Source organism: Rahnella inusitata (genome assembly GCF_965118895.1).
GTDB lineage: Bacteria > Pseudomonadota > Gammaproteobacteria > Enterobacterales > Enterobacteriaceae > Rahnella > Rahnella inusitata_A.
In genome coordinates this window covers 258,503-278,366 of record NZ_CBCPJJ010000001.1, presented here as the reverse complement: position 1 = coordinate 278,366, position 19,864 = coordinate 258,503, and the positions used below count along the sequence as shown (strand labels likewise).

At 53.9% G+C, this 19,864-nt stretch carries 17 protein-coding genes; 9 read left to right on the top strand and 8 right to left on the bottom strand.

What is annotated here, in order from left to right; genetic code table 11:
* Window position 1: 1 nt before the first annotated feature.
* The 3 genes from ACMHLI_RS01215 to ACMHLI_RS01205 all read left to right on the top strand — a co-directional run bounded on the left by ACMHLI_RS01215 (window position 2) and on the right by ACMHLI_RS01205 (window position 4,314).
* Entirely contained in the window at window positions 2–799 is a 798-nt protein-coding gene (locus ACMHLI_RS01215; RefSeq protein ID WP_413527901.1) for a molecular chaperone, read from the top strand.
* Window positions 800–890: 91 nt separating this feature from the next.
* Window positions 891–3,365 (top strand): fimbria/pilus outer membrane usher protein, encoded by a 2,475-nt coding sequence (locus tag ACMHLI_RS01210; RefSeq protein ID WP_413527965.1) that lies wholly within the window; start codon window positions 891–893, stop codon window positions 3,363–3,365.
* Window positions 3,349–4,314, top strand: coding sequence for a spore coat protein U domain-containing protein (locus tag ACMHLI_RS01205; RefSeq protein ID WP_413527900.1), 966 nt, complete (start codon window positions 3,349–3,351; stop codon window positions 4,312–4,314). Before ACMHLI_RS01210 ends, ACMHLI_RS01205 begins: the two co-directional genes overlap by 17 nt.
* 48 nt (window positions 4,315–4,362) lie before the next feature.
* Here the strand turns inward: ACMHLI_RS01205 and ACMHLI_RS01200 are convergent, their stop codons facing one another.
* The 3 genes from ACMHLI_RS01200 to ACMHLI_RS01190 form a co-directional block, all read right to left on the bottom strand.
* Entirely contained in the window at window positions 4,363–4,842 is a 480-nt protein-coding gene (locus tag ACMHLI_RS01200) for a cold shock domain-containing protein (protein WP_112164109.1), read from the bottom strand.
* A 101-nt stretch (window positions 4,843–4,943) separates the two neighbouring features.
* Complete coding sequence (gene alkB / locus ACMHLI_RS01195; RefSeq protein WP_413527899.1) at window positions 4,944–5,597, bottom strand: DNA oxidative demethylase AlkB; 654 nt, start codon at window positions 5,595–5,597, stop codon at window positions 4,944–4,946.
* A 52-nt stretch (window positions 5,598–5,649) separates the two neighbouring features.
* On the bottom strand, window positions 5,650–6,540 hold the full coding sequence (locus ACMHLI_RS01190; protein WP_413527898.1) for a LysR family transcriptional regulator: 891 nt from the start codon (window positions 6,538–6,540) through the stop codon (window positions 5,650–5,652).
* 91 nt (window positions 6,541–6,631) lie between these two features.
* Here ACMHLI_RS01190 and ACMHLI_RS01185 point away from each other — a divergent pair, with 91 nt between their 5' ends.
* Together ACMHLI_RS01185 and ACMHLI_RS01180 are read left to right on the top strand one after the other, a co-directional pair.
* Window positions 6,632–7,432 (top strand): isocitrate lyase/PEP mutase family protein, encoded by an 801-nt coding sequence (locus tag ACMHLI_RS01185; protein WP_413527897.1) that lies wholly within the window; start codon window positions 6,632–6,634, stop codon window positions 7,430–7,432.
* Between the two features lie 132 nt (window positions 7,433–7,564).
* On the top strand, window positions 7,565–8,383 hold the full coding sequence (locus ACMHLI_RS01180; RefSeq protein WP_413527896.1) for a shikimate 5-dehydrogenase: 819 nt from the start codon (window positions 7,565–7,567) through the stop codon (window positions 8,381–8,383).
* A gap of 60 nt (window positions 8,384–8,443) precedes the next feature.
* On the opposite strand, the gene gudD is transcribed toward ACMHLI_RS01180, so the two are convergent.
* From gudD to ACMHLI_RS01165, 3 genes are read right to left on the bottom strand one after another with little or no spacing between them, the layout of a single operon-like run.
* The gene (gene gudD / locus ACMHLI_RS01175) at window positions 8,444–9,781 is read right to left on the bottom strand and encodes a glucarate dehydratase (protein ID WP_413527895.1); all 1,338 of its coding nucleotides are present in this window, start codon (window positions 9,779–9,781) and stop codon (window positions 8,444–8,446) included.
* 25 nt (window positions 9,782–9,806) lie between these two features.
* Complete coding sequence (locus ACMHLI_RS01170; protein WP_413527894.1) at window positions 9,807–11,165, bottom strand: enolase C-terminal domain-like protein; 1,359 nt, start codon at window positions 11,163–11,165, stop codon at window positions 9,807–9,809.
* Between the two features lie 19 nt (window positions 11,166–11,184).
* Complete coding sequence (locus ACMHLI_RS01165; protein ID WP_413527893.1) at window positions 11,185–12,528, bottom strand: MFS transporter; 1,344 nt, start codon at window positions 12,526–12,528, stop codon at window positions 11,185–11,187.
* A gap of 407 nt (window positions 12,529–12,935) precedes the next feature.
* Here ACMHLI_RS01165 and ACMHLI_RS01160 point away from each other — a divergent pair, with 407 nt between their 5' ends.
* Genes ACMHLI_RS01160 through ACMHLI_RS01145 form a run of 4 tightly spaced genes read left to right on the top strand, consistent with a single transcriptional unit; the run spans window position 12,936 to window position 16,974 of the window.
* Window positions 12,936–14,864 carry a PAAR domain-containing protein gene (locus tag ACMHLI_RS01160; RefSeq protein WP_413527892.1) on the top strand — a complete coding sequence of 643 codons (1,929 nt, stop codon included), beginning with the start codon at window positions 12,936–12,938 and terminating at the stop codon, window positions 14,862–14,864.
* The gene (locus ACMHLI_RS01155; RefSeq protein ID WP_413527891.1) at window positions 14,858–15,541 is read left to right on the top strand and encodes a DUF2931 family protein; all 684 of its coding nucleotides are present in this window, start codon (window positions 14,858–14,860) and stop codon (window positions 15,539–15,541) included. The genes ACMHLI_RS01160 and ACMHLI_RS01155 overlap by 7 nt, the downstream gene beginning before the upstream one ends.
* 23 nt (window positions 15,542–15,564) lie before the next feature.
* Complete coding sequence (locus ACMHLI_RS01150; protein ID WP_413527890.1) at window positions 15,565–16,257, top strand: DUF2931 family protein; 693 nt, start codon at window positions 15,565–15,567, stop codon at window positions 16,255–16,257.
* Between the two features lie 21 nt (window positions 16,258–16,278).
* Window positions 16,279–16,974 carry a DUF2931 family protein gene (locus ACMHLI_RS01145; RefSeq protein ID WP_413527889.1) on the top strand — a complete coding sequence of 232 codons (696 nt, stop codon included), beginning with the start codon at window positions 16,279–16,281 and terminating at the stop codon, window positions 16,972–16,974.
* A gap of 3 nt (window positions 16,975–16,977) precedes the next feature.
* Here the strand turns inward: ACMHLI_RS01145 and ACMHLI_RS01140 are convergent, their stop codons facing one another.
* Both ACMHLI_RS01140 and degP read right to left on the bottom strand, forming a co-directional pair.
* A complete protein-coding gene (locus tag ACMHLI_RS01140) occupies window positions 16,978–18,138 on the bottom strand; it encodes a CdaR family transcriptional regulator (protein ID WP_413527888.1) in 1,161 nt (386 codons plus the stop codon).
* A 215-nt stretch (window positions 18,139–18,353) separates the two neighbouring features.
* A complete protein-coding gene (gene degP, locus ACMHLI_RS01135) occupies window positions 18,354–19,796 on the bottom strand; it encodes a serine endoprotease DegP (RefSeq protein ID WP_413527887.1) in 1,443 nt (480 codons plus the stop codon).
* Window positions 19,797–19,864 lie beyond the last annotated feature (68 nt).

Sequence of the window (19,864 nt, the reverse complement as noted above, 5' to 3'; positions counted from 1 at the left end):
TATGACTGTCACTTTTTTACGCGTTATTACCCGTCTGATTATGGTGTGCGCGCTGTGCGCGAGCGGACAGGTTTTTGCCGCCAGTTCGGTGCTGGTCTGGCCGGTATATCAGATAATCGAGGCCGACCAGAACGGCTCCGCCCTGTGGCTGGAAAATCGCGGAGCGGAACCGGTGTCTTTGCAAATACGCGTGATGGCGTGGAAGCAGGAGAATTTTAATGAACGCTATGCCGATCAAACCCAGGTCGTCGCCAGCCCGCCGTTTGCTACCGTGGCCCCCGGCCAGCGCCAGCTGATCCGCCTGATTCGCAACACCCCGGTCCCGCCCAAAACTGAAAAGTCGTTTCGCATCATTATTGATGAAATCCCATCGTCACTGAATGCCTCCCCGGAAGGCCAGTCCAAAGCCGTGGTCGGTCTGCAATTGCAGATGCGTTATCTGCTGCCGTTATTTCTCGATGGCGAAGGCATATGGACCAACGACCGTACCGATGTGAAACGCGATCCGGCTTCGGCGACCAGGCCGGTGCTCAAATGGAGCGTGGATACAGAAGGCGGCAAAATGCTGCTGAAAATCAGAAATACCGGCACCGTTCACGCACGCCTGAGCAACGTATTCTGGTCGGCGAATGGCAATAATAAACAGGGCGTCAAAACCATGGTCAGCGGGTTTATGGGATACGTGCTGCCGGGGCAGGAAATGCGCTGGCCGGTACCGGCGGGGGTGATCCCCGGCGGACAGCTCAACGCGCAAATTGCGGATAACACCCAACCCATCGTGATCCCGCGCGGCGAATAAGGCCGGGGCGTAAGCGATGTCATCACGACGCCTGAAGCTGTCATGCAGACTCTCCTTCAACCTGTGCCTGATTTACGCAGGCAGCACCGGCATGTCAGTATTTCCGTTGCTGGTTCAGGCTGAGGAGTACGGCGCACTGCCGGATGCGCCACGCGCGGCGCCGGTGGTGATGGACGCCACCTATTATCTGACGCTGGTGGTAAACGGCCAGACCGATAATCAGGTGGTGCCTGTCATCTGGCGCAGCGGCGCCTACTTTGTGGAATCGGGCGTACTGGTGAAAAACCATGTGCACACCGACGGTCAGCAGCAGGGGCTGGTGAACGTCTCCGCGCTGCCCGGCGTGAAAGCCACCTACAACGCAGCCCTTCAGCAGATGATCATTCAGGTACCGGATGACTGGTTGCCGAAGCAGGACGTCAGCGGCGATAACCTGATCGGCTACACGCCCGCGCAAAGCAGCACCGGTTTACTGTTCAACTACGACGCCTATTACACCGATCCGCACGACGGGCCGCGCTCGGTCGCCACCTATCTGGAACAACGGTTATTCAGCAGCGTCGGCATTCTGACCAATACCGGTACCTGGCGTGACAACATGGATAACAGCGGGAATGACGGCGGCGGCGCGCAGGACGGTTATCTGCGCTACGACACCTACTGGCGGTATAACGATGAACAACGGCTGATCAGTTATCAGGTAGGGGATTTCGTCAGTAACTCGCTGACCTGGAGCAATTCGGCGCGCATGGCCGGTTTACGTATCAGCCGTAACTTCAGCGTGCGGCCGGATCTGGTGACCTATCCGCTGCTGCAATACAGCGGCACGGCGGCGGTACCGACCACGGTGGATCTGTTCCTGAACGGCTACAAAGCCAGCAGCAACAACCTCAATTCAGGCCCCTTTACGCTGACCAACGTGCCGTACATCAACGGTGCCGGGGAAGCGACCGTCGTGACCACCGACGCCCTGGGCCGTCAGGTTTCCACCAGTGTTCCGTTTTATGTGTCGAACACCCTGCTGCGCAAGGGGCTGAGTGATTTCGACATGTCACTGGGGGCAGTGCGGCAAAATTACGGTATCACCAGCGGGGATTATTCCGACGCCGCGTTCAGTGGCATATACCGATACGGCATCAATAATTATCTGACGCTCTCCTCGCACGGCGAAGCGACGCAGGGGCTGGCGCTCGGCGGCATTGGTGCCGATATGGCGGTCGGGCATTGGGGAACAATCAGCGTTTCCGGCAGCCAGAGCCGCGCCAGTCGTGCGCCGACGGACAGCGGCGAACTCGATACCGACAACAACAGCACCCACCTCAACCTCAGCGGGGTGCCGAACAATAACGGGATGATCAGCGCGTCGCCCAATGCCGACGGTGACACTGACCAAAAAAGTGGCAATCAGTACACGGTCGGGTATTCCTACTATTCCACCCGCTTCAGCCTTTCGGCGCTGCGCTCCACCCGCAGCCCCGGCTTTCAGGATTTGACGTCTTACACCAGCGCCACCCGCCTCAGCCGTCAGGCCGATCAGGTCACCTTCAGCACCTCGCCGTTTGGCCCGTCCAACGGCACGGTAGGCATCGGGTATTACGACGTCGAAGCCTACGACCGCAGCCATACGCGATTGCTCAATCTTTCCTACAGCCGCTCGCTGTGGGGGCAAAGCAGCATGTTCCTGTCGGTGAACAAAACGCTGAGCGACAGCGGTTACAGCGCGCAGTTGCAGTTCATCGTGCCGCTCGATTCGGGTGCCAGCGTCACCGCCGGGATGCAGCGCGACAGCGCGGGCAATTATCAGGAGCAGCTCAGCGCCAGTAAAACCGCGCCTACCGACGGCGGGCTGGGCTGGAATCTGGCTTATACCGGCGGTCGGGATCCGTATCAGCAGGCCGATGCGACGTGGAAAACCCGTTACGCCACGCTGGAAGGCGGGCTGTATGGCGAAACCGGTAAATACACTAACTGGGCAGATCTCAGCGGATCGGTGGTGTTCGTGGCTAATGACTTCTTCCTGTCGGACAAAATCAACGATGCCTTTATTGTCGTCGATACCGGCAATTACGCGGGCGTGCCGGTGATGTATGAGAATCAAAAACAGGGTAATACCGATAAAAACGGCCACCTGCTGATCCCGACGGTCAGTTCGTATTATCCGGCAAAAGTGGATATCGACACTCTGCCTTTACCGGCTGACGTGGTGGCGACCCGCGTCACCGACAACGTTTCCGTGCGCCAGAGCAGCGGCGTGGTCGTCGAATTCAGAGTGAAAAAAGTCCTGTCGGCCAATATCACGCTGCATAACGGCGAGGGCCAGCCGCTGAAAGTCGGCACGCTGGTTACCGAACAAAACAGCCAGCAAACCACCGTCGTCGGTTACGGCGGGCTGGCGTATTTCAGCAATCTGGCAGCGAAAAACATGTTGAGCATCCGTCAGGAAGATGGCTCAGTTTGCCGGATTGGCTTTGACCTCAACGTGAACAGTCACAGCATCGAGCAGGTCGGCCCGCTGGTTTGCCGCAACGGCCCGGTATCAGGAGAGAACAATGAACAAAATCCGTAGATGGACGGTCAGAGTGCTGATGTCCGGCATGCTGCTTTTCAGCATTCAGGCCGCTCAGGCCGCCTGTACCAGCTCTTCTGGCGCAGGCACTTTTGCCTCCAACAACTCGTTCACCGTCGGCACCACCGCCGAACTGGTGACGGCCACCAGCGGTTTTGTGTGCACCGGCAGCGTGCTTTCGTTGCTCAGCACCAATACGGTAACGGCGACCATAGCCTCGACGGCTAATGCTTCTGGCACAACAGCAAGGCTGTATAACGGCACCAGTAAACAGTATCTGCCCTACATTATTTGTCAGGACAGCGCCTGCGCGACGCCGGTTAACGTCGGCGCCTCGACCACCTGGAGCAGCACCACGCTGCTTGGCCTGCTGGGGTTATTCAACGCCAGCGACGGCAGCCTGCCGCTGTATCTGAAAACCTCCACCGGCTCCAACCTGCAGGCCGGGACTTACAGCGATACCATCAACATCAGCTGGGCATACCATATCTGTTTTGTCGGCGCGCTCGGGTTGTGCGTATACACCGATGGCACCGCCAATACTGCCATCGCCGTTTCGCTGGTAGTCACCAACTATTGCTATATCGACAGCGCCCCCAACGTCAATTTCGGCCCGGCAGCGTTCCCGGCAGGCTTCGCCTCTGTCACCTCTAACGCACTGAGCGTCCGCTGCACGCTCGGCGCGACGTACAGCGTTAACCTTAAGAGCAGCAACACCAGCAACGGCTCGTACCGGCAGATGTCATCGACGGTCAACTCGGTGACCAGCTATCTGCAATACCAGTTACTCAAATCCGATGCGACGGTGTGGACGAATGCGAACGATACCGGAGCGACGGGGACCGGTTTATCACAAAGCATTCCGTATACCGCGACGGTAAATGCCACGCAGGCGAACGTGCCCGCCGGAAATTACAGCGATACGGTACGGGTGACGGTGACGTATTAAAGAAGGGGGAACAGAACCGGTGCGCGGGGAACGCACCGGCCGAAAGGCTTACAGGCCTTTAAGGATTTTCATGGTGGCATCGACGTCAATTTCATCTTCAGAGAACACGTGGGTGGTGTTCTGGAAGGTGGTGATCGCCAGTTTTTTCAGCGTGCGCGTGGCCGCTTTTTTCTCTTCTTCCTGCGGGCGGATGCGGTTCATCAGCAGGCCCACGGACAGCACGGCGTTCTCTTTGTCGATCTGAGAATCTGCCGGCACTTCTTCGCTGAACGCAAGGAAGGATTTGATGCTGGTGATTTTAATGCGCTCACCGGCAATAAAGATGTATTTGCTCTCTGGCTCGACTTTCACCGCAAAGGCAGACAGGCCCTTATTATTGGTGGTCGGCTCAAAGGTAACTACCGCGTCTTTCTTAATCAGATCCGGGTTTGCGACTTTAATAACGTGGAAATAACGGTTATCGCCGTTTTCATCTTTGATAAAACCGAAACCTTTATCTTCAAACCAGGTTGTGATTACGCCGTTCATCGCTTACCGCCTAATTATTCGTTCAAGATGTCTATTTTGCAGGGCGGCAGTGTAAAGCAGAATGAGGACAAAGTCCTGCGCTTTACAGCCTTTTCACTGCGTTAACTGGCTTTTCGGAACGTCAGGTTAAACCGATACGATCCGGTAAGCGGATGCTCTCCCGCTTTCAGTGGCAAAACGCCGTGATAGCGCAGCCGCGATGGGCCGCCCCACACCACGATATCGCTGTGCGTAAGCTGAACACGCTGTGTTTTGTCGCTGCGCTCCATCCCGCCGAACTGAAAAACCGCCGGTAATCCGAGCGAGACGGAGACTATCGGCTGCCCGAAATCATGCTCATCTTTATCCTGATGCAGACTCATTTTCGCCCCCGGCTGATACCGGTTGATGAGACACGCATCGGGATCAAAACCGGGGAAGCCCGCCTCTTGTGCCGCCTTCACGGCGATGGCGCGAAACAATGCGGGCATTGCAGGCCACTGCTGCTGATTTTCCGGCGAGGTGGCCTGATAACGGTAACCGGCTTTGTCGGTCACCCAGCCAAAATCCCCGCAGTTGGTCATCGCCACCGACATCGCATAACCGCCCGGCGTTGCACGATACTGAAACGGCACCAGCCCGGCGATCCGGTCAATTTCCGCCAGCAGCCTTACGTCATCCTCCAGCGCCGCACCGCGCAAAACCACCGCGCCGGGGCAAAGATCCTCACGCCAGTTGGAATGAAAATCGGGGTGATCAAAAAGATCTAAATTCATAGCCGCCTCCGCTTATGCGTATCCGGTAAGTATAACGGATATCACCCGATCGTCATTTTCGCTGCCAGCGTGCGGCCAAAAAATCGAGAAGCGCTTTCGCCGCCGGACCGGTACGCCGGCTGGGGCGCACACAATAAACACCGGTTTCCCGCCCTGTCCATTGCGGCAATATCTGCACCAGATCCCCTGCGGCAATCGCCGCCGCCATGGTGACGGCGGAATGAAAAGCGATACCCTGACCATCAATACATAACCGTCGCGCGGCATCGGCATTATCAACTTTGACCGAGCCTTTTGGTGCCAGTGTGCGTTCTTCTGCGTTCGAAAATACGCGCCATAGCACGCCGTCCTGACTGGCGGAGGAGACAATGCACTCATGCTGATTGAGATCTTCTAAGGTCGCAGGACTGCCGCGTTTTTCCAGATAGGCAGGCGCCGCCACCAGGATCCGCCGGTTATCCAGCATCTTATGGGCGATCAGGGAAGAATCCTTCATGCGCCCGATTCGAAAGGCCAGCATGATGCCCTCCGAAACCAGATCGGCATAGTCATCGCTCAGACGCAGATCTAACTGCACCTGCGGACAGCTCGCCAGAAACTCACTCAGATAAGGCACGATGTGCGTATGACCGAAAGCAACCGGCGCACTCACGACCAGTACGCCATAGGGAAGTGTCTGTTCATCACGCACCCTTCCGGCAGCGTTATTGAGCTGCAACAGCGCCTGATGGCATTCGCCGTAATATCGCTTGCCGGTTTCTGTCAGCGACATGGCCCGGGTGGTCCGGTTCAGCAGCGTTGTGCCGAGCTCCTGTTCCAGTGTTTTAATAAAACGACTGACGGAAGATGGCGTAATGCCCAGCGCGCTGGCCGCCCGGGCAAAACTGTGATGTTCAACCACCGCGACAAAAGTTTGTACCAGATGCAGGGAAGGCGCGTTCATTAATGCTCTCAGAGAAAGAATGAATGTTATTTCCGGCTATTATCAAGAAAATTTAGCATGATTAGAATGATTCTTTTTTAAGGAGCCTTCCATGAAAACGCCCTCTGCCAGCCTGTTCCACACCCTTCATCAGCAGGATATTCCGCTAAAACTACCCAATGCCTGGGACGCAGGCAGCGCACGCCATATAGAGAGTCTGGGAGCAGCAGCGATCGCCACCACCAGCGCGGGCGTCGCGTGGTCTCTTGGCTACCGCGACGGCAATCACCTGCCAGCAGAGGAATATGTCGCCCGTGCTGCGTCCATTTTTCGGGTGATTTCAGTGCCGCTTTCCGTGGATATCGAGGGCGGTTACAGCGAGGATCCGGCGACAGTGGCATTAACTGTATCCCGGTTTATGGATACAGGGGTTGTCGGTATCAATATTGAGGATGGTGCAGGCGATCCGCAATTGTTGTGCCGCAAAATCGAGGCCATAAGAGCGGCCAGCATCCGACACGGAGTCGATCTTTATATCAACGTGCGCACCGACGTTTATGCACGTAATTTAGTTCCTGCGGCTGAAAAAGTGGCTGAAGTCCTGACGCGGGCGCGGGCTTACAGCGAGGCCGGTGCCAACGGCATTTTTGTACTGGGCCTCGCGGAGAGTAACGAAATACGCGCCATTGCTGACGGCACTCATCTGCTGCTCAACGTGGCGGTCTGGCCGGGTCTGCCCCCGGTCACTGAACTCGCAGGCCTTGGCGTACGCCGCCTGAGCGCCGGTTCCTGGTTGCCGCAAACGTTATGGGCGCATAATGCACAGCTGGTCAGCGGATTCCTGCAACAGGATGAAATGACGTCGATGTTGGAAAAAGCAGCACCCTACTCAGAAATTAACACGATGTTTTAAAGATCCGAATAAATCCTGAACAGGAGAGGTAAACAAGAATTTCACCGCCAGCCCGGCAACATGATTATTGTAGGGTTGTAACGTTTCAGCTAAGGTTCAAAGAGATCAAAATTACCCTATTAGGAGAACATCATGAGTCGGGAAATCAACAAAGACACGCAGTTATGTATGTCCCTTTCCGGTCGTCCGGGAAATTTCGGTACCCGTTTTCATAATTACCTGTATCAGGCGTTAGACCTGAACTTCGTCTACAAAGCCTTCAGCACCAAAGATATCGAATCCGCAGTCAAAGGCGTGCGTGCGCTGGGGATCCGCGGCTGCGCGGTGTCCATGCCGTTCAAAGAAGCCTGTATTCCGTTCCTCGATGAACTGGATCCGTCCGCCACTGCCATTCAGTCGGTCAACACCATCGTCAACGACGACGGTTTCCTGCGCGCCTACAACACTGACTACATCGCCGTCGCCAAACTGCTCGACAGCCATAAAGTCCCGCGTGATGCGGTCTTCGCGCTGCGCGGCAGCGGCGGTATGGGTAAAGCGGTGGTTGCCGCCATTCGTGACGCCGGATTCAAAAAGGGGTACATCATTGCCCGCAACGAAGCCAACGGCCGCGCGCTGGCTGAAGAATATGGTTATGAATGGAGAGCCGAAGTGGGCGATTTGCCGGTGGATATGGTGGTGAACGTCACGCCAATCGGTATGCCTGGTGCTCAGGAAGCTGACGCTTTGTCGTTTGAACCGCAGGTGATTGACCGCGCCAGCACCGTGTTTGACGTGGTGGTCGCGCCGGGCGGGACGCCACTTATCCGCTATGGCCACGAACAGGGTAAGAAAGTCATCACCGGCGAAGAAGTCGCCGCATTGCAGGCCGTCGAGCAGTTTGTTCTCTATACCGGTAAACGTCCGTCTGATGAGCTGATTGAGCAAGCCGCGGCGCACGCGCGGGGCTAAGTTTCCTGCCATAATGTAAAAAGCCTCTCAACTGAGAGGCTTTTTTATGTGCATAAGCGCTTACCGCACCAGACACGGCCTTTTCGGATCAAACTTCCAGTCCGGCACCAGGAACTGCATCCCCTGCGCATCGTCGCGCGCGCCGAGACCCATGCCTTTGTACAGCTCGTGGGCTTTCATCACCTGATCCATATCCAGCTCAACGCCCAGACCCGGTTGTTCCGGGACGCGAACTTTGCCGCCTTTTATCTGCAACGGCTCTTTGGTCAGGCGCTGATTGCCTTCCTGCCAGATCCAGTGGGTGTCGATGGCGGTGATTTTACCCGGTGCGGCAGCGGCTACCTGAGTGAACATCGCCAGTGAGATATCAAAGTGGTTGTTGGAATGTGAGCCCCACGTCAGGCCCCATTCGTGGCACATCTGCGCCACGCGCACTGAACCCTGCATGGTCCAGAAATGCGGATCCGCCAGCGGGATATCCACCGATTTTAGCTGGAGGGTATGCCCCATCTGACGCCAGTCGGTGGCGATCATATTGGTCGCGGTCGGCAGACCGGTGGCCCGGCGGAATTCCGCCATGACTTCGCGCCCGGAGAAGCCCTGCTCTGCGCCACACGGATCTTCGGCATACGCCAGCACGCCGCGCAGCTGTTTGCCGAGTGCGATCGCTTCGGCCAGCGACCAGGCACCGTTCGGATCGAGCGTGATCCGCGCCTGCGGGAATCGCTGTGCCAGCGCAGTAACGGCTTCTGCTTCTTCGCTGCCCGCCAGTACGCCGCCTTTGAGTTTGAAATCGTTGAAGCCATATTTTTCATACGCAGCTTCCGCCAGACGCACAACTGCCGCCGGAGTCAGTGCTTCTTCATGACGCAGACGATACCAGTCGCAGGCGTCGTCCGGCTGACTCTGATAACCAAGCGAGGTTTTATTGCGATCGCCGATGTAAAACAAATAGCCGAGCATTTCGACTTCATCGCGCTGCTGACCGTCACCGAGTAACGAGGCCACCGTGACGCCGAGATGCTGGCCGAGCAGATCCAGCATCGCTGCTTCGATCGCGGTGACGACGTGAATGGTGGTGCGCAGATCAAAGGTTTGCAGCCCGCGGCCGGACGCATCGCGATCGGCGAATTTCTCACGCACGGCGGTCATGACGTTTTTGTATTCACCGAGCGTTTTGCCGACAACCAGCAGTGAAGAATCCTCCAGAGTCTGGCGGATTTTCTCGCCGCCGGGCACTTCGCCGACGCCGGTATTACCGCTGCTGTCCTTGAGGATCAGGATGTTACGGGTGAAAAACGGTGCGTGTGCGCCGCTGAGATTCAGCAGCATACTGTCGTGTCCGGCTACCGGGATCACCTGCATGGAAACAATTTTTGGCGCAGAGTAAGAGGTCATATGTGCTCCTTATTAATCAAAATTCTTAACCACGGCCCATTGCCGGACGCTTACGATCGAAGGTCCAGCCGGGGATCAGATACTGCATCGCGGCGGCATCATTACGCGCACCGGTCGGCAGCTTCTTGTGCAGTTCATGGGCGCGATGGATTTGATCCATGTCGATCTCCACGCCGAGCCCCGGTTTTTCAGGGACTTTGATTTTGCCGTTCACGATGTGCAGCGGCTCTTTGGTCAGGCGCTGATTGCCTTCCTGCCAGATCCAGTGCGTATCGATGGCGGTCGGTTTGCCCGGTGCAGCGGCGCCCACGTGGGTGAACATCGCCAGAGAAATATCGAAGTGATTGTTGGAGTGGCAACCCCACGTCAGCCCCCAGTCATCGCACAGCTGGGCGACGCGCACCGCGCCCTGCATGGTCCAGAAATGCGGATCCGCCAGCGGAATATCCACCGACTGCAACATGACCGCGTGCTGCATCTCGCGCCAGTTGGTGGCGATCATGTTAGTGGCCACCGGCAGACCGGTCGCCCGCCGAAATTCAGCCATCACTTCACGACCTGAGAAGCCTTGCTCTGCGCCACACGGATCTTCGGCATAGCTGAGGATCCCCTGCATGTTTTTGCACAGACCAATCGCTTCATCCAGCAGCCACGCACCGTTAGGGTCGACGGTGATCCGCGCATCCGGAAAACGTTTTGCCAGCGCTTTCACCGCGTCGATCTCCTGCTCGCCCGGCAGCACGCCGCCTTTGAGTTTGAAGTCTTTAAAGCCGTAGCGATCCTGCGCCGCTTCCGCCAGCTGCACGACGGCGTCGCTGTTCATTGCCTCCTGATGGCGCAGCTGATACCACTCGTGCCTGCCCTGTTTCCCTACTCCCTGTCCGCCATCCAGATAGGGAAGATCGGTTTTCTGCCGGTCACCGATGTAAAACAGATAGCCGAGCACCGTCACTTCATCGCGCTGCTTACCCGGCCCGAGAAGTTCACAGACCGGCACGCCGAGGAATTTCCCCATCAGATCGAGCAGTGCGGCTTCCAGTGCGGCAACGGCGTTAACGCGCAGTTCAAACGTCCACGCGCCTTTGCCGAATGAATCAAAATCCGATGACTGATTACCGGTGTGAATCTGATGCACCAACCGGTTCATCCGCGCCACTTCCTGGCCTTTAACCTGTGTAATGGCATCCACCAACGTGGTGTAAATCACTTCGCCACCCGGCGCTTCGCCCACGCCGGTATTGCCCGCGCTGTCGGTCAAAATCACGATATTACGGGTGAAGTATGCCCCGTGCGCGCCGCCGATGTTCATCAGCATACTGTCGTGCCCTGCCACAGGAATGACCTGCATATCAGTGATGATCGGGGAAGATTGCGTATTCATCATGTTTCTCCTTTTCTGTAGGTCAGAACGGGCGTAACTGGATACGTTCGATTTTGCCAACGATAAATACATAGCTGACGACCGCCAGCAGCGCGTGGATCCCGACGTAAATCAGTGCGCCGTTAAAGGAACCGGTGGTGCCGATGATGTAGCCAATAGCGATCGGCGTGACGATACCGGAGACGTTGCCGAACATGTTGAACAGCCCGCCGCTCAGCCCGCTGATTTCTTTCGGCGCGGTATCGGCCATCACCGCCCAGCCCAGCGCGCCAAGGCCTTTACCAAAGAAGGCGAACGCCATAATGCCGACCACCATCCACTCGGTATCGACATAGTTACAGGCAATCATCGACATCGACATCAGCATCCCGATAACGATCGGCGCTTTGCGTGACAGCGTGAGGTTATTGGTTTTACGCATCAGCCAGTCGGAAATGATCCCGCCCAGTACGCCGCCGAGGAACCCGCAAATCGCCGGCACCGACGCCACCATCCCCGCTTTGAGGATCGACATCCCCCGCGCCTGCACCAGATAAACCGGAAACCAGGTGATGAAAAAGTAGGTCAGCGCATTGATGCAATACTGGCCAATGTAGATACCAATCATCATGCGGGATTTCATTAATTGTTTAATCTGGAAGAGTTTTTCACCTTTGACGGCGGCTTTTTTGGTCGTCTTCTGATCCATATTGATCAGCGCACCGCCCGCTTCCATGTAATCCAGTTCGGCCTGATTCACACCCGGATGATCTTTCGGATCGTGGATCACTTTCAGCCAGATAAAACTCAGGATGATCCCCAGACCGCCCATGAAGAAGAAGACGTGTGACCAGCCGACTTCGTGAGTAAGCCAGCCCATGATCGGCGCAAAGATCACCGTGGCGAAGTACTGTGCTGAGTTAAAAATCGAAACGGCAGTGCCGCGCTCCTGCGCCGGGAACCACGCAGCAACGATGCGGCTGTTGCCCGGAAAAGACGGTGCTTCCGCCAGACCGACCAGAAAGCGTAACGCGAACAGCGAGACCACAATGCCAAAGCCGCTGAATACATCGACAAAGCCTTGCAGCAAGGTAAATAAAGACCAGATGAAAATACTGTAGAAATAAACTTTTTTAGATCCGAATTTATCCAGCAACCAGCCACCGGGTATTTGTCCGATCACATAGGCCCACGAAAATGCCGAGAAAATATAACCCATCCCGACCGAATCCAGACCGATATCTTTCGCCATTGCCGAACCGGCAATAGATAATGTCGCACGATCGCCGTAATTAAAGGAGGTGACGATAAATAACATCACCACTATCCAGTAGCGCGCGTTAGTTCTTTTTTTTACGGCACTGGCTGATGAAACGATTGTTTCCATGGTGTTCTCCGGAATTAATGACAATGCCTGAACCCGAAGGTGCAAGTCATTCCGTCCGCGTAGAGAACTGTAGGGTTCGCAGAGGAGGGAATGAAGCCAGTATAAGAACAACTCTTGAGCAACTCATTAGGCAAAGCGCCAAGCATCAGGGCAGCTTTGCATTTATCTTGAGGCGAATGCCCAGCGTCATGCGAGTCAGTTCACGAAAAGTGGAACTGCTGTGATGGGCGTCACGCGGGTAAAAACAAAAGAAAAATTTTAAGTCATTTCTGAAAATAAAAAACATTCAGAGGGTAAATAACTCACCTCAAAATGCCTCAAACTTCATATTATTTTTATCAAATCACCCGGCGTAGAGTGGTATCCGAAATTTTATTTTTCAAAATAAAGTGAAAGGATATCGGTAAATGGCAAAGGGATATTTTCTTCGAATTGGTGATAAGACCACCTGTGGTGGCGAGATACTCAGCGGCAGCGCAACATTGCGTTTTCACGGCATAGCCGGCGCAAGGGCCGGGGATAAAGTAAGCTGCGGAAGATTCCCCGGCAAGTTTGAAATTGTTGGAGGTTTACCCAAACGTCGTAACGAGGGTTTGTTGCTGGCCGGTACGCTGCACAGCGTCAGCTCCTGCCCTTGCCAGTCGACCTTTATTCACACGATTGAAAATGGTTATGAAAAGAAAGCCGTTATCAACCCAGACACTATGGATATAACGGGTCAGCCTTTGGGGCATCCAAATGAGGATGGAGAGCCTGAACAACACGCTCAGTCAACGAGGCGACATAAACAATCATCAACCGGCACACCTCTCGTTACTGATAAGAGTATTTCGCCCCAATCTGACGAAGAACCCGATGAACCTAAACGTGAAATTACACTGACCCTTGGGGTATTTTTCGACGGCACCGGGAACAACGCAATCAATACCGAGAATATGCTCAAAGCCTGTAGCAGCGAGCATTTCAACCTAAGCGACAAAGATGCCAAAACGATTCTGACTCAGTGCGGCCACAACAAGATGGGGGTATCGGGCTTTGGCGCAGGCAGCTATACCGGGTATTACACCAATGTGCATTGGCTGCATACGTTGTATAAAATTAACTTTCCCGCTGAAAGTCAAAAAATCCAGCGGGCTATTTATATCGAAGGTATTGGCACTGAGGCTGGTAAACCGGATAGTCCTGTAGGTCTGGGATTGGGCATTTCTGACACAGGAGTTATCGCTAAAACCGATAATGCATTAGTCAAACTTGTTAAAATCATTGGGAATATAAAAGATGATTTTTCTGGAAAAGTTGTCATTAAAAATCTCTATTTTGACGTTTTTGGTTTTAGCCGTGGGGCAGCGGCGGCACGGCACTTTGCCAACCGGATATTCTCGAAGGATAGCGCAGTAATAGAGGCCATACGTCAGGGATTTGGCGATATGGAATACCACGGTGCACCGGAGGGTAAAACGCGATTTTTAGGTATTTTTGATACTGTCGCCGCCATCGGAACCCCCTCAAACGGCCTTAACCCGCATACGGCGGATACCGGAGACGTTAATATTGTCTTGCGCCCCGGCGTGGCAGAAAAAGTTTTCCATATCACTGCGCAGAATGAATGCCGCTTTAACTTCGCACTTAACAGCGTTAAACCTGCATGGCCCGAACTGGCACTGCCTGGTGTGCACTCCGACATCGGTGGCGGCTATCTTCCACTGGAGCGTGAGAATCTTTTTATCAGTCGCCCGCTGGTTGAAACTGTTCCCTTCACAAGGCCCGGCGAGCAAACACGGGTATACCAACAAACAGTACATGAACAGGGAGTGCTGAATCTGGCACCGACGATTGCATCCTTGATGCGAACGAATAAATTTTCAGTCGAAACATGGTACGACGACCGGATGCCACAAGATCGTTACGGTAACTTCCAGAAACGCAGTTTTGCAGCACTGGTGATGCGTGACAGAGTCGTGAAAAATGACTGGTCGAAGGTCGTATTGCGTGTGATGTTGGATGCGGCGCTGGAAGCAGGAGTATTATTTAATGATATTCAGGATGATGATGACAACTTAGCGATTCCAATCGAACTTACCTCATTTTGCACTCAGGCCATCGCCTTTGGTAAAGCAACCCGTTCCGGGCCAACAACCCAAGGTTTCACCATCGATGAAATTGACCAGATAGCCAAAGACTATATTCATTGTTCGTCGAACTGGGACGCAGTAGTCACAGATGCCAGCGGGGGCATTCAGGGAGGAACATCTGCCGCAGAAATCTTTTTCACCGGACGCCCGGATGAAAACTGGCGACGTTCTGAATACAACATGGATGGAAAAAAGCTATGGTAGTAAAACGAACTCTCGGGCTGACTTTATTATTTAGCCTCATCGCTTGTCAGGCAAAAGAGCAACCAAATATTACTTCTTCGCCAGAAGTAGATATTAAATGGACTATGCCTTTTGGCGATTGGAATTTTGAATTTTTCAATCCCAATGCGCTTCCAACCTTGGTGAATTACGTACGGGTAGTGGATTCTGCTGGAAATATCCTCACATACAACAGCGTAGATATCACCGAATATGACCCTGAAAGCCAAGGCCATTGGAGTAATTTATTTAGAAGTTCACAACTAGCTCATTTTAATAAAGTCAGACTTACCTCGCAGTATATGATTTTCTGCTGGGACTCCATTATTGACATGAAGACTTACGAAACCAGTCTCTTTTTCCCGCCGGAAGTCTGGCAGAAAATGAAAACTCCCGCCAGTTATAAGGCTCGCTCAGGAAATACTGTCTGGTACAAAACAATGCTATTTGGTCTGGCACCTGAAGGGAAAGTCAGAGTCTGGCTGCAGGATGTCGGTAATCACCCCAACTATCCTGTACCGGTTACAGACCTGAAAACAGTTTCAGGGGAAGAGTTAACTGTTTGCAGAGGGATTACACGACACACTAAAGGCTACGGATATACGAAAACGACACAAGAGTTCATCAAAGGAAAAACCTATCCATACGGATCATGGTGATTTGCAAGCAGGAATAATAGAACATGGACGAAAAAACTATGGCCTTAATACGCACTGCCGCACTGATTTTATTATTAAGTCTTACCGCTTGTCATAAGACACCTCCGCAACATGGCCGCTCAGCCCCGGCTGTTGAGGGGGATTGGACGCTTCCATACGGGAAATGGGGATTTGCTTTCCTTACACCTGAAGCATTGCCAGCTACGGTAACCCATGTACGTATTGTCGATACTGCCGGATATCTGAACAGCTTTAATACCTTGGATGGTACACACAGCGATCCCAATATTGTCGGAACCTGGAGCAATAAAAGCCGAAGCGGTTCGGTGTATTTCAATAAAGTCAGTCACCCTCCGCAATATATGATTTTCTGCTGGGATTCGATTATTGACATGAAAACTTACGAAACTAGCCTCTTTTTCCCGCAAGAGGTCTGGCAGAAAATGCGTGTCCCGACTGGCAAGGATATGTTCGGCAATACGGCATGGTATGACACGATGTTGTTTGGTCTAGCCCCCGAAGGCAAAGTCAGAGTCTGGTTACAGAACAGCGCAGGTGGTTCCAATTACCCTGTGCCAGTAACAGATCTTAAAACCGTGTCAGGGGAAGAGCTAACTGTTTGCAGAGGGATTACGAAACACCCTGATGGCTATGTGTATTACGGTGAAACACCTGATTTCATCAAAGGAAAAACCTATCCATACGGGTCATGGTGATTTGCAAGCCGGAATAAAAAAATGGACGAAAAAACTATGGCATTAATACGAACTGCCGCGCTGATTTTATTATTAAGTCTTACCGCTTGTCATAAAACACCTCCGCAACATGGCCGCTCAGCCCCGGCTGTTGAGGGGGACTGGACGCTTCCATACGGGAAATGGGAGTTTGCTTTCCTTACACCTGAAGCATTGCCAGCCACGGTAACCCATGTACGTATTGTCGATACCGCAGGATACCTGAACAGCTTTAATACCTTGGATGGTACACACAGTGATCCCAATATTGTCGGAACCTGGAGCGATAAAAGTCGAAGTGGTTCGGTGTATTTCAATAAAGTCAGTCATCCCCCGCAGTATATGATTTTCTGCTGGGACTCGATTATTGATATGAAGACTTACGAAACCAGTCTCTTTTTCCCGCCGGAGGTCTGGCAGAAAATGAAAACTCCCGCCAGTTATAAGGCTCGTTCAGGAAATACTGTCTGGTACAAAACAATGCTATTTGGTCTGGCACCTGAGGGAAAAGTCAGGGTCTGGTTGCAAGATGTCGGTAATCACCCTAATTATCCTGTACCGGTTACAGACCTGAAAACAGTTTCAGGGGAAGAGTTAACTGTTTGCAGAGGGATTACCAAAAGTGATTTCTCCTATGGATACGATCAGGACATTAAAGATTTCATCAAAGGAAAAACCTACCCTTATGGATCATGGTGAGGTTTAACCATGATCATTATCTAATTGCAGCGCCACATACAGCAGCAGACGGTCGTCGAAATTACCCAGATCTAATCCGGTTAATTCAGAAATTCTGTTAAGCCGATATTCCAGCGTATTGCGATGAATATATAAGGCTTTCGAGGTCGCTGTCGGCTGGACGTTATTATGAAACCACGAGGCTAAGGTGCGTCGCAGTAATCCGTTGCTGTCGGTGGCTTTTAAACGCGCCAGCGGCCGCACCAGTTCGTCTGCCTGCCAGCCACCGCGCAGGCTGTCAAGCAGCACGGGAAGGATCAGATCCTGGTAGAAATAACAGCGCTGATCGGGCATCCGCTGTTTACCGACGGTCATGGTGGTGCGCGCGGTTCGGTAAGAGCGGGCGATACTGCCGGGCCCGGTGAAGAAGTTGCCGAGAGAAATACGCACGCGCAGGCGCCCGGTTTCGGTCATGCGCGAAAGCAGGTGATCGATGCGCTGACGGTGGCCGTCCGGATCCCAACGATCGTAGCTGTTCAGCGCCGGTTTCAGCACCACCATTTCGGTGAGGGAAACAATGGCGATCAGGTTGTCACGCTCCGGTGTAGTGAGCAGCGTTTGCAACTGTTGCAGCTCGGCCATTGCGGAATCCACGCCCAACTGGCCGCTGTCCACTTCCACCACTGCCGCCACACGTGGACGATTCAAATCAATACCCAGCCGCTGCGCCCACTCTTTTAGCGCCGGAGAAAGTTCATCCACGCGTATCAGATTGAGTACCAGCTCTTCACGCAGACGACTGTCCTGCGCCAGCATATGCAGCAGCCGCGCCTGTTCAAGCATCATTTCAGCAGTCATGCACACCAGCTCGCCGTACTGGCGCAGCTGTAACGGATTTCCGGTCAGGCCGATTACGCCGACGATCTGGCCGTCAATGCGCAACGGTAAGTTGATACCCGGACGCACCCCGTGCAAATGCCGTGCGACGCCTTCGTCGATGTCGACGATGCGTTCCTGTGAAATTGCCAGTAATGCGCCTTCGTGTAATTCGCCAAGGCGCTGATCGTCGCCGCTGCCGATGATTTTCCCACGGCCATCCATGACATTTACATTACTATCAATAATTTGCATGGTGCGGGCAACGATTTGCTGCGCCAGCTTTGCATCGAGATGGTACGCCGACATGGGTTCCCTGCCTTGGCTGTTTTTCTTAGTCAGACCAGCATACTCAGTCGCCGGCAGCCAGACATTATGCAAATGCCCAAAGAGCAGGAGAACCCTTTGAAGTTGCGGGGAAAGTCACAGTTTTAAGCAAATGCACAGACGCGTGCAAAGGGAGGCGTGAATTACAGGCAAAAGAAAAGGCACGCCGGAGCGTGCCTTAGGGAAATGCTGACGAATTACTGTGCCAGCAGATAGATCGAAGTGTCACCACGCAGAATATCCAGCGCCAGCACCGATGGTTTGGTGTCGAGGATTTTACGCAGTTCGCCCAGGTTGGCGACTTTCTGCTGGTTCACGCCAAGGATCACATCGCCTTTTTTCAGGCCGATACGCGCTGCGGTGGAGCCCGGTTTCACTTCATCGACTTTCACGCCTTTCTTATCGGCAGCGGCATTGTTGCTCAGTTCAGCGCCTTCGATACCGGTGTAAATATTGCCGGACTCGACTTTTCCACTCTGAGTACTCTGCTCGATTGTTACATCCACGTTCATCGGTTTGCCATCGCGCAGCAGGCCGAGGGTTACTTTAGTGCCAATTGGCATAGTGCCAATATCCGCACGGAACGACGCAAAGCTGCTGATCGGTTTACCGTTCATGCTCAGGATCACGTCACCGGCCTTGATGCCCGCTTTCTCTGCGGCAGATTTCGGCATGACCTGGCTGATGAATGCGCCGCGCTGTGCGTCAACTTTCATTGCTTTCGCCAGCTCAGAGTTCAGCTCGGTACCCATGATGCCGAGTTCGCCACGTTTGACCTGACCGTATTCGATCATCTGTTTAGACAGGTTCTGCACCATGTTGCTTGGGATCGCAAAACCGATACCAATGTTGCCGCCGTCCGGTGCCAGAATCGCAGTGTTCAGGCCGATCAGTTCACCGTTCAGGTTAACCAGCGCGCCGCCTGAGTTACCGCGGTTGATCGCCGCATCCGTCTGGATGAAGTTCTCGTAGTTTTCGATGTTCAGGCCGGAACGACCCAGCGCAGACACGATACCTGAGGTCACCGTTTCACCCAGACCGTACGGGTTACCGATAGCGACCGTGTAGTCACCGACGCGCAATTGACCGGAATCGGCCATCTTAATCGCCGTCAGATTTTTCGCGTCCTGCAACTGGATAACCGCGATATCAGAACGCGGATCTTTACCGATCACTTTGGCGTCAAATTTACGGCCATCGTTGAGCTGCACGCTGATTTTGGTGGCGTTATCCACCACGTGGTTGTTAGTAACCACATAGCCTTTCGCAGCATCAATGATGACGCCGGAGCCCAGTGCGCGGAAATCTTCTTTCTGCTCAGGTGCTTGCTGCTGGCCATCCTGACCGCCGCCCTGACACACCGGTGAGCCCTGGAACGGCGAACCGTCCTGGCACAGCGGGGAATTCTGGCCAAAGAACTGCTGGAACTGCTGGCCCATGCGCGGCGTTTTAGCCGGGGCGCTGCCTTCAACGTTCACACTCACCACGGATGGCATAACTTTTTCCAGCATTGGCGCCAGACTTGGAAGCTGTGCAGTGCTGGAAGAGGCTGATTCAGCAGCCAGCGCAGAAGACACCGGCGCCATGGCCATACCGATACTCAACGCTAAAGCGCTCAGGAATAATGTCGTTTTTTTCATTTTTCAGGATCTCTTAAAATTATTGTAGCAACCAAAATAGTCGCATTGCTTGGTAGTTGTGATACTGA

What these genes read in the sequence shown, in the direction of transcription:
- ACMHLI_RS01180 (WP_413527896.1), top strand. Translation starts at nt 7,565, where the DNA reads ATGAGTCGGGAAATCAACAAAGACACGCAGTTATGTATGTCCCTTTCC.
- ACMHLI_RS01210 (WP_413527965.1), top strand. Translation starts at nt 891, where the DNA reads ATGTCAGTATTTCCGTTGCTGGTTCAGGCTGAGGAGTACGGCGCACTG.
- ACMHLI_RS01170 (WP_413527894.1), bottom strand. Translation starts at nt 11,165, where the DNA reads ATGATGAATACGCAATCTTCCCCGATCATCACTGATATGCAGGTCATT.
- ACMHLI_RS01140 (WP_413527888.1), bottom strand. Translation starts at nt 18,138, where the DNA reads ATGTCGGCGTACCATCTCGATGCAAAGCTGGCGCAGCAAATCGTTGCC.
- ACMHLI_RS01205 (WP_413527900.1), top strand. Translation starts at nt 3,349, where the DNA reads ATGAACAAAATCCGTAGATGGACGGTCAGAGTGCTGATGTCCGGCATG.
- ACMHLI_RS01160 (WP_413527892.1), top strand. Translation starts at nt 12,936, where the DNA reads ATGGCAAAGGGATATTTTCTTCGAATTGGTGATAAGACCACCTGTGGT.
- ACMHLI_RS01215 (WP_413527901.1), top strand. Translation starts at nt 2, where the DNA reads ATGACTGTCACTTTTTTACGCGTTATTACCCGTCTGATTATGGTGTGC.
- alkB (WP_413527899.1), bottom strand. Translation starts at nt 5,597, where the DNA reads ATGAATTTAGATCTTTTTGATCACCCCGATTTTCATTCCAACTGGCGT.
- degP (WP_413527887.1), bottom strand. Translation starts at nt 19,796, where the DNA reads ATGAAAAAAACGACATTATTCCTGAGCGCTTTAGCGTTGAGTATCGGT.
- ACMHLI_RS01190 (WP_413527898.1), bottom strand. Translation starts at nt 6,540, where the DNA reads ATGAACGCGCCTTCCCTGCATCTGGTACAAACTTTTGTCGCGGTGGTT.
- ACMHLI_RS01155 (WP_413527891.1), top strand. Translation starts at nt 14,858, where the DNA reads ATGGTAGTAAAACGAACTCTCGGGCTGACTTTATTATTTAGCCTCATC.
- gudD (WP_413527895.1), bottom strand. Translation starts at nt 9,781, where the DNA reads ATGACCTCTTACTCTGCGCCAAAAATTGTTTCCATGCAGGTGATCCCG.
- ACMHLI_RS01185 (WP_413527897.1), top strand. Translation starts at nt 6,632, where the DNA reads ATGAAAACGCCCTCTGCCAGCCTGTTCCACACCCTTCATCAGCAGGAT.
- ACMHLI_RS01200 (WP_112164109.1), bottom strand. Translation starts at nt 4,842, where the DNA reads ATGAACGGCGTAATCACAACCTGGTTTGAAGATAAAGGTTTCGGTTTT.
- ACMHLI_RS01165 (WP_413527893.1), bottom strand. Translation starts at nt 12,528, where the DNA reads ATGGAAACAATCGTTTCATCAGCCAGTGCCGTAAAAAAAAGAACTAAC.
- ACMHLI_RS01150 (WP_413527890.1), top strand. Translation starts at nt 15,565, where the DNA reads ATGGACGAAAAAACTATGGCCTTAATACGCACTGCCGCACTGATTTTA.
- ACMHLI_RS01145 (WP_413527889.1), top strand. Translation starts at nt 16,279, where the DNA reads ATGGACGAAAAAACTATGGCATTAATACGAACTGCCGCGCTGATTTTA.